The organism is Endozoicomonas sp. ONNA1, from assembly GCF_024606325.1.
Taxonomy (GTDB): domain Bacteria; phylum Pseudomonadota; class Gammaproteobacteria; order Pseudomonadales; family Endozoicomonadaceae; genus Endozoicomonas_A.
Map to the genome: position 1 here is coordinate 1 of NZ_JAHHPN010000407.1, position 8,592 is coordinate 8,592.

Below are 8,592 nucleotides of genomic sequence, written 5' to 3' on the forward strand. Positions count from 1 at the left end.
CTTCAAATTTTTTGGCTTGCCAGGTCTCCATGAAAAAGCCGCGTTCATCACCAAACACCTGAGGCTCAATGACTTTCAGGCCTTCAATGCCTGTTTCCAGTACTTCCATTATTCTGATACCTCAGGCAACCTGAATCTTGCGTTGTTCAAACCAGCTGATGCCTTCCAGTTCTTCGATAATATTCATCAGGTAAACACCGTAGCCGCTCTTGCGCAGTGGCTCGGCAATATCAAGCAATTGCTCTGCACTAATGTAGCCCATTCTATAGGCGATTTCTTCAGGGCAGGCAATCTTTAGACCCTGTCTGGATTCAATAGTTTCTATATATGCAGCAGCATGAAGCAAGCTTTGATGTGTACCTGTGTCCAGCCAGGTTGAACCTCGGCTGATCTTAGCGACATTCAGACTGCCTTCCTTAAGGTAGCAATCGACGACTGAAGTAATTTCCAGTTCACCTCGTGGTGAAGGTTTTACCGATTTAGCAAAATCCACCACCCGGTTATCGAAGAAATACAAACCCGTTGCCGCATAATTTGATTTGGGCTCAGAGGGTTTTTCTTCAATGGACAAAGCTTTGTTATTTTCATCCAGCTCAATAACACCGTAGTCTTGGGGGTTGCTGACTCGGTAACCGAAGATTGTAGCCCCGTGTTGTTTATCAGCCTTTTGGAGCAGGCTGGAAAACTTGTGACCATAAAACAGGTTATCACCCAGTATCAGGGCGCAATCACTTGAACCGATAAACTCTTCCGCCAATATAAAGGCTTGGGCAAGACCATCTGGCGAAGGTTGAACCAGGTATTCAAGCTTTATTCCCCACTGCCTGCCATCACCTAGCAGTTCTTTAAAGCGATGCTGTTCTTGAGGTGTGGTGATAATGGCTATTTCGGTAATACCCGACAGCATTAATGTGGCCAGTGGGTAATAGATCATGGGTTTATCATAAACCGGCATTAGCTGTTTGCTGACAACACGGGTTAAGGGATAAAGCCGGGTGCCAGAGCCTCCAGCCAGGATAATACCTTTTCTGTTAGATTTTCCCATCTTAGATCCTAATGGTGGGTTGTTAGAGTCTTAAAACTACAGCAGCACTCATGGCTAACTAATAGGTAACCTGCATAATATCGCTGGTATATTGCATGTTTTTGTCATCATGTAGCTTGAGTAGGTAAGCTTCGATCTGATCGATAATTTTAATCAGTTCGGGAGCCACAGCCCATGCCATGTTGAGCGCATCAGCCCGTTGTGATTCAGCTTCCGGGTAGTCTTGAGAAAGTACATTACGAATTTCACGCATTTTCCGCCAGCTGTCGGCAGAACTGAGGATATGTCGCTTTTCCATCCGTGATAACGTATCTGCCATATTCAAGCCTTCCTCATCTTCCATTCGTAGTAAGTTTCTGAAGAGCTTGTTGCCAATACAGTCTTGCAGGTCTGCAAATCGAACCCTGAAAGCGTCGAGTTTTTCAAATAGCGCTTCATCTTCCGACTTGAGTGCATGAGCAGTCAATGGAAAGTGCTCTTCAAGCCTACTGAGTGAGGCTTTAATGCGTTTGACGGCTCTTTGGGATTCAGACCAGTTTTGCTCAAAAAGAGATAGATATTTTGTATTGAGTGGCATTGTTCGTCTCAAAGACCAGAAGGCTTTGAACCCAGTATGCTGCCGATATTGCAACCTTACAAGCTCAATACCACAGCCGTACTCATAGCCACCTGATAAATCACCTGCATAATATCACTGGTGTACTGCATGGTTTTTTCATCAACTTGTGGCATAACCAGAATTTCATCGCCGGGTTTAACGTCGTATTTGGCGAGGCCGCCGCTAAACCAGCCATCGTTGTACTCAATACGTGAAATAGTGCCGTCACTATGGAGTATCAGGACACGGGACTGATCCGCTTTTTGAGAGTATCCCCCTGCTGAGGAAACGTAATCCGCTATAGTCTTGCCATTGTCAAAAACCATGGCATTCGGGAACATAACTTCGCCGTGCACCTGAACCAAAACGGTTTTATTGGGAATAACGACTCTGTCCTGGTCTTTCAGCAATACGTCCATGCGAGTTTTATTTTGACCTAACAGCACCTGACCGCGTGGTTTTGTCTGTCTGGCTCTTTCTACGAACTGAAGGATTGAGTCTGCATCGGCTTTTCTTAAATTGGCTTCGCCTATGCTTTTGCTTCGTGCTGAGAGTGCCGCTTGTTCGAGCTGCTTCAACTGTACATCGAGCATGGCTTTTTGGCGTTCTGCTACTGACTCTCTGAAGAGTTGCATCGCTTCTATGTTGGAGCGGTCGTTAGGGGAGAGGCGGGCCATTAGATCTTTAATGGTGCTGCCATAAGGGAGGATATAAACGGCCTGGCCATTGTGTTCGCCCTCCACGGAAACGCTGATGGTTCCTGGCATTTTGTCAGAGACAACGGTGACTTCATCGCCACTCTGGAGTTGAACGTCGGCTGTTTTGGCAATAGGCAGGTATTCCACGTTACGCTTGGCCATTTGGTTTCTGGCAATTCGAACGTGGGTGGCCTCGGGTAATACACCGACCATATCCAGTGCGTCTTTCAGAGCTGTCTGGCCGTTGGCGAATTCAATCTGAACCGGGTTTTCCACCAGTCCGTCAAAGGCAGCGACACCTTGTCGTGTGTTGACAACCAGAGTATCACCATCGCCCAGCTGAATCTGTTCAATGGTGCCTGTAAGAAGGAATTCATAGAGGTTAAAGGTGGCTCTGGTCTTGCCATTACGTTTTAATTCAACATTCAGGTAACTACCAGACTCTGGGCGTATACCCCCGGCTTTTGCCAGAAAGGCCAGTATTGAGTCCGATGAGAAGCCACCATAAAGGCCGGGTGATTGCACAAAGCCGGTCACAAACAGTTTGACCGGTTCTGCTGCATTCAGGCTGGCGTAGACGTTGACATTCTTTTGGTAAACACTGCGAACCTTTTTCTCGATCACCTGGTTAAGGTCTTTGTTGGCAACGCCTTCCAGTTTTACAGGGCCTACCTGTGGGATAAAGACATTGCCCTGGGCGTCGACCGTGAGTTCGACGGAAACTTCATAGGCTCCCCACATTTGCAGAGTGACTCTGTCGCCAATGGCCAGAGTGTACTCAGGGTTGAACCCTTTAAACTCGGCCTGCTTGAAGCCATCAAATAAATTTTGACCGAATACCGTACGCTGGGTGACGTTTTCAACCAGCTCCGGGCCCACGGTTTCCGTTTCGGTTGATTCCGGGATCGCTGTGTTTGCATAAGCCGCCATGCTCAGCATGAGAGCGGCTGTTGATGAAATGAGTGGTAGTTTCATAGATTCATAGTCTTGGAAATCGGGAATGCTTTAACGATGCTGTTTTATTGGTCTTTCGTCAATCACGATGCTCATGGATGGTGGCGCGAATCATACGGGCCAGCGCAAAAATCATCAGCAAAACCAGCAGTATATTGATGAGGGAGTAGGCCACCTTGGGGTACTTGGCATCCTGCGCTTGGTACGGACTACTGACGACGACCAGCTGCTTTAATTTACGACTCGCCTCGGTGCGTGTTGTTTCCAGGGCAACCAGTGCCGATGTGTAGGCCTGGGTAGCCAAGTCCAGATCCAGTTGTAACTCTTGTTGTCGAGCGGCAAGATCGTTCAGCGAAGTAGATCCACTGTCGACCAGCTTGTCCTTTTCTGTGGTGATCTGTGACTGAAGCGCGCTGATCCGTTGTTTTAATGCAATGACCTGGCTTGAGTTCTCGTTCAGATAAGAAGTCAGCGTCTGCAATTCGGTTTGGCTTCTGATCAATTCTGCCTGAAGCTCATTCATAATACCGTTAAGGGCAGCCCCTTGTTCCTCGACGCTCAGCAAACCGGTTTCGTTCTGGAAATTCAGCAGTCTGCGAGTGAAGTCCTTGAGTCTTTGTTCTGCTCGCTCAACTTCTGAACGGACAAACGTCAACTGTTCATTAGCCAGATTGTGACTGATGTCATTAACAAAGCTCTCACTCTTTGAAAGAATCAGGTCGGTGATTTTTTTGGTGTATTCGGGCTCAAAACCTTGAACCTCCATATCCACCATGCCATTGGTATCATTGTATCGAACGTTGATATGACTGCGATAAAAGTCGAGAAAGTCTTCCTGGCTGGCAGACGGGGAGAGTCTGGAGATCCAGTCACCAGATTCAATGTAATGCTGTCTCAGGCTCACCTCTTGATTGAGGTAGTCCAGCATGTCGGGTGATTGTATAAAGGTCTCCAGAATTCGCTGGTCATTGCTGGCTTGCGGGGTCACGCCGAACAGGCTCAGGCCCTCAATAGAGCCGCCACCTGAGTCGCTTCGCTCAATAAGGAAGCTGGCTTCGGAAACATAACGGTCGGAAGCGATCAGGGTAAAGTATATTGCAGCGATTGCCCAGGGAATCAGAACAATAGCGGTAAACCACTGCCCGGTTTGATGAGTCAGTAGCGCCGACTTAAGCTTATGAGTCAGTTTAAGCTTTTTTAGCTTTTTCTTGATGGTGTAAGCAGGCGCGTCGGGCTTTTTAGACTTCGGTGGCGTTCGAAGAACTTCGCTGTTGCTGTTGGGCTGAGCTTCTTTCGGGGGGGCTTGAGGCGGTGTTTGAATGGTATCTGGCATGTCGATAGGGTCAGGTCAAATTTACATGGAGTTATAGGCGGCAATGGCATCGTCGATGCTGTCATGGACATGAATAGAGCCATTTTTTATATAAATGCCAATATCGCACTGCCGCTTTAGCTCATTGATGTTGTGTGAGACAAAAAGAAAGTTGGCTATCCCTTTTTTGGCATCAAAGGTTTTGCGACATTTTTCTCTGAATCGTTTGTCACCGACGGCTGTTAGCTCATCAATCAGGTAGTAGTCGAAGTCAAAAGCCATGCAGACGGCGAATGAGAATTTGGATCTCATACCGGATGAGTAGCTTTTGAGAGGCATTTCGAAAAAGTCATTCAGTTCAGAAAAGTTTTTGATGTATTCGATCTTCTCCCTGATTTCCTCTTTGTCTTTTCCGTATATCCGGCAGATAAACTCAGCGTTCTCACGTCCTGTCATGCTGCCCTGGTAACCGGAAAGTCCCAGGGGCCATGAAACATTACCTGCTACTTTAATGCTGCCCTTGTTAGGGTGGTCAACACCGGCCAGCAGTCGCATTAATGTGGATTTGCCACTGCCGTTAGCACCAAACACACCGATGTTTTTATCACCCGGTAAAACAAGGTCTACATCTCTGAGTATGTAGTGGCGACCGTTTGGCGTAGGGTAATACTTTGTGACGTTCTTGAAGGTGATCATTGTGTCAGCATCCTGCGCCAGTTGGCCCGGAGCATCAGAAGGCCTAATGTAAGCGTTGTTAAGGCCCACATCTCTACGTACTCAAGACTGAGCAGGCTTGTGTCATAGTCGTATGAAAAGCCTGAGCGCATAAATTCAAAAATATGGACCAGTGGATTCCACAGCAAGATTTCCTGTGCGGCTGAAGGCAGCTCGTTGATGGAGAAGAATGTGCCAGAGACGAACATGAGGGGTCTGAGCAGGGCGGGTATAAATTTTCCAGGTTCGGGATAAAGCGTATTGATGACGCCAAAGATCAAACCCAGTCCGAACGCAATGATACTGAGCAAAAGGTAGGCGTACATGATAATCAGACTGTTGACCAGGGTCACTTCATAACCCACCCACCAGGTGATCAGTATGATCCCGGACAAGACGATAAAAGAGGTGATAAATTCAAGTATGAAGCGGGACAAAAACGTATCAAAGACCCTTACCTGGCGGTATATGAGCAGGTTTCTGTTGGCACTGACTGCATTCAATGATTGCGTTACGACTTTCTTGAAATACAGAAAGGGAGCAATACCGGTGGCTAGAAATAAAGGGATTTCAAGACCTCCAACAGAGCTTCTTCCGCCAAAGTAAAACAGCCCCATGAAAACGGCCATCTGCAGGATTGGCTCGATAAAAGCCCAGGCTATACCAAGCCGGTAAGCTCCAAAGCGGGTCTTGAGTTCACGTATGAGTAGTGCATGCAATACAGCATACTGAATTTGTAAGGGAGATCTTGATTGCATCAGAAAAATGAGGTCAGCCAGCTCAAACCATTAGCAGGTTTGTAGCCTGGATTTGCATCGATTTATATTCAGGCACGCTACCGCCCTTCGGGTTTTGCTTCATGAATTGTCATAGGACAGGTACGAGCACGCATATACTGAAACAGCGTGTTAGGAATTTGGCTGTGTACTGTAAGCTTTGTGTCTTATTTAAGTAATTCTGTATTTTCGCACTTGATTATTTCGTTTTTGTTACATTGCTTACTGCGGATAGGTTCTTGTACAGGTGCGAAGACAAGGAAGGCAATAAACTCTGGGTATAAAGGCGGATCAAGTATCTCGATTGCTATTGTTCGTTTGCATATTTTGTCCATAGAATGTGTGGTTTTGTATGCTTTTTGTAATCTATATGGTACTGAAGTTTCATGCAATAGGCAGTATACCTGCTAGGAAAAATAAGAAAAGAATGATAGTCGTCTATCTTATTGGGTGACCATGTTAGTGTTTTTTGGTGTTTAACCAGTTACGAAAAACTTGGTATATTTTCGTTGTCGTTTAAAATTTCGTCAGCATCGGGCAGCCTAACCGCGCTTTCGGTGCGGTGATATCTTTGGCTATTTTGCTCAGTGTTGCCGGGTTGTCTTTCGCCTTGGTTTCCTTTCTTTCAGGTTCTGTGCATCTCAATGTGGGGTGAGTTGCGGCTCTTCTTTTATCTGCTACTTTCAAACATCAAATAAAAAACCATTAGGGCGTGCAGTATGAGTCTTGCAGAAAGAGTCACGGCATTAGAAGAACATCGGGAGCCTGACAACAGATATTTCAGCATAGCCAAATTCATCTTCTACTGATTCAACCACGGGCAGCAGCTCCGGATCGTGCAGTGTGCCTCTGGCAACAGGAGAGACTTCGATTTTGATGGTTGCAGATTCTGTAGTAACAATAATTCTTAATTCGTCTTGCCGGTTGTTCTGAAGCACGGCAGTGGTTGAAGGTTGTGCATTTATCCGCTCTGCTATACGTTCGAGTGCTGAGCGAACATTTCTCAGTGCTTCATCCCTTGGTTCGAGAGTAAGGTAGGCGAGGTCAATGTCTACAGACAGTCGAGGAAAATCCTGAACAAACAAATTGATGGCGGTTCCACCTTTCAGAGCGAAGACAGGCTCGGTTGCGACAACTGGCAGCGTTCGGATCAACAGGGAAACCTGCTGGTAATAAACGGATTTTTTGTCCATATGTCTGATCTTCTATTTACGATGCAGGATGAGAGAGGGATTGGGGGACGGTTATCTGGTAACGCTCGTCGTATCGACCATTAGTTACCACCTGACGTTTACCAGAACCAAGCTGTATTTGAGATTCATCAAGCCGATCGAACCATTGATGACCACAATAATGGCTCAGAAAAAGAAAAATGCGGTTGGTCTGAACAGCGCTGCTGCGGTTAAGAAGAGACTGCACTTTTCTTGGGCTCAGGTTAACTAAACCCTGAAATAATTCAGCTGCATGCTCAAAACGAATATTTTTCCCGATAGCATCGACCACTTCATAAGCTGCAAACTCTGGGCGGCTGGCTCTGAGCTCCTTTCCTTTTACAGTTACTGTGGTGAAATCTTTGTCAGTTAGTTCACAGAGCTTTTGGTTAATACTGTATAACCAGGGCAGTTCAGAAAACTCCCGAAACCATTTGGGCAGGATTTGCTTGCTTTTGGTTCCAATCCAGACTTGCTCTGAATTCAGTGGCAGGTAATGGCTAAGTCCCTGGTGAGTCAAGCTGCTAAGCCCTGCAAGGTGTACTGGCAACTGTAACTGTTGAGTAAGGGCCTGTATTGCAACCGGCCAGTCAGGTTTTATCTTGCCACCGGGTTCAGGACGGTAGTAAACACCGGAGCTGAGCTTCTTCAACCAGCCGCTTTTGGCATATTTCTGAGTCAGAGAATAACGGATACCGTTCTTCGTCAGCCATTGTTGGAGCACCAGAGAGCCAGGTGAGGTATGGTTTATCAGCCAGTTTATTTTAGATGACATATTAATACCCAGGGTGTTAATTTATATTTTATGCCAAACCAAAAGGTTTGTCTAAATGTGAATATTAATACCTAAGGTGTCAATATATAAAATATTGTAAACTATGCTGTTATGTTCAGTGCACTGCTTTCGACGGGTGTTTTTCATTTGAGATCTTCGGATCGAAAGCCTGATTATTTCAGAGGATGAGGTTGACTAAGACCTGAAATTTAAAACTGTTGCACGGGATTGGCAAGTTTTTAGAGTTAGCTGCGCTCATGAGGCTGCTTAACGGTTTTGCAGTATCCTCGAGCATAGAAGTGAGTTGCAAATTCATTGGCGCAAAAAACCTGAACTTGAAAATATACGCTAATAACGTATATTTTGTAAATGAAAAGCCTATTTGTAGAGTCTACTGTTTTTGCCAGACACCGGTCTGATTATCTGTCGGATGAAGCTTTTCGATCACTTCAGATCGAGCTGATGGCTGACCCTTGGCAAGGCGATGTGATCCAGGGCACTGGCGGTTT

General features: G+C 46.2%; 8 protein-coding genes and 1 pseudogene. All 9 read right to left on the reverse strand.

What is annotated here, in order from left to right; all coding sequences use genetic code 11:
- On the reverse strand, nt 1–109 hold a 109-nt coding region (locus KDK19_RS09215), incomplete at its 3' end, for a dTDP-4-dehydrorhamnose 3,5-epimerase family protein (RefSeq protein WP_257291805.1).
- A gap of 12 nt (nt 110–121) precedes the next feature.
- Nucleotides 122–1,045 (reverse strand): glucose-1-phosphate thymidylyltransferase RfbA, encoded by a 924-nt coding sequence (rfbA, locus tag KDK19_RS09220; protein WP_257291799.1) that lies wholly within the window; start codon nt 1,043–1,045, stop codon nt 122–124.
- A gap of 58 nt (nt 1,046–1,103) precedes the next feature.
- Complete coding sequence (locus KDK19_RS09225; RefSeq protein WP_257291800.1) at nt 1,104–1,622, reverse strand: hypothetical protein; 519 nt, start codon at nt 1,620–1,622, stop codon at nt 1,104–1,106.
- 56 nt (nt 1,623–1,678) lie between these two features.
- A complete protein-coding gene (locus KDK19_RS09230) occupies nt 1,679–3,316 on the reverse strand; it encodes a polysaccharide biosynthesis/export family protein (RefSeq protein ID WP_257291801.1) in 1,638 nt (545 codons plus the stop codon).
- Nucleotides 3,317–3,374: 58 nt separating this feature from the next.
- A complete protein-coding gene (locus tag KDK19_RS09235) occupies nt 3,375–4,628 on the reverse strand; it encodes a hypothetical protein (protein ID WP_257291802.1) in 1,254 nt (417 codons plus the stop codon).
- Nucleotides 4,629–4,649: 21 nt separating this feature from the next.
- Complete coding sequence (locus tag KDK19_RS09240) at nt 4,650–5,303, reverse strand: ABC transporter ATP-binding protein (protein ID WP_257287516.1); 654 nt, start codon at nt 5,301–5,303, stop codon at nt 4,650–4,652.
- Nucleotides 5,300–6,040 (reverse strand): ABC transporter permease, encoded by a 741-nt coding sequence (locus KDK19_RS09245; protein ID WP_257291803.1) that lies wholly within the window; start codon nt 6,038–6,040, stop codon nt 5,300–5,302. The genes KDK19_RS09240 and KDK19_RS09245 overlap by 4 nt, the downstream gene beginning before the upstream one ends.
- Before the next feature lie 815 nt (nt 6,041–6,855).
- Nucleotides 6,856–7,290, reverse strand: a pseudogene (locus KDK19_RS09250) (nucleotidyl transferase AbiEii/AbiGii toxin family protein); the annotation flags it as partial.
- 16 nt (nt 7,291–7,306) lie between these two features.
- Complete coding sequence (locus KDK19_RS09255; protein WP_257291804.1) at nt 7,307–8,083, reverse strand: type IV toxin-antitoxin system AbiEi family antitoxin; 777 nt, start codon at nt 8,081–8,083, stop codon at nt 7,307–7,309.
- Nucleotides 8,084–8,592: the final 509 nt, after the last annotated feature.

What these genes read in the sequence shown, in the direction of transcription:
- rfbA (WP_257291799.1), bottom strand. Translation starts at nt 1,045, where the DNA reads ATGGGAAAATCTAACAGAAAAGGTATTATCCTGGCTGGAGGCTCTGGC.
- KDK19_RS09225 (WP_257291800.1), bottom strand. Translation starts at nt 1,622, where the DNA reads ATGCCACTCAATACAAAATATCTATCTCTTTTTGAGCAAAACTGGTCT.
- KDK19_RS09230 (WP_257291801.1), bottom strand. Translation starts at nt 3,316, where the DNA reads ATGAAACTACCACTCATTTCATCAACAGCCGCTCTCATGCTGAGCATG.
- KDK19_RS09235 (WP_257291802.1), bottom strand. Translation starts at nt 4,628, where the DNA reads ATGCCAGATACCATTCAAACACCGCCTCAAGCCCCCCCGAAAGAAGCT.
- KDK19_RS09240 (WP_257287516.1), bottom strand. Translation starts at nt 5,303, where the DNA reads ATGATCACCTTCAAGAACGTCACAAAGTATTACCCTACGCCAAACGGT.
- KDK19_RS09255 (WP_257291804.1), bottom strand. Translation starts at nt 8,083, where the DNA reads ATGTCATCTAAAATAAACTGGCTGATAAACCATACCTCACCTGGCTCT.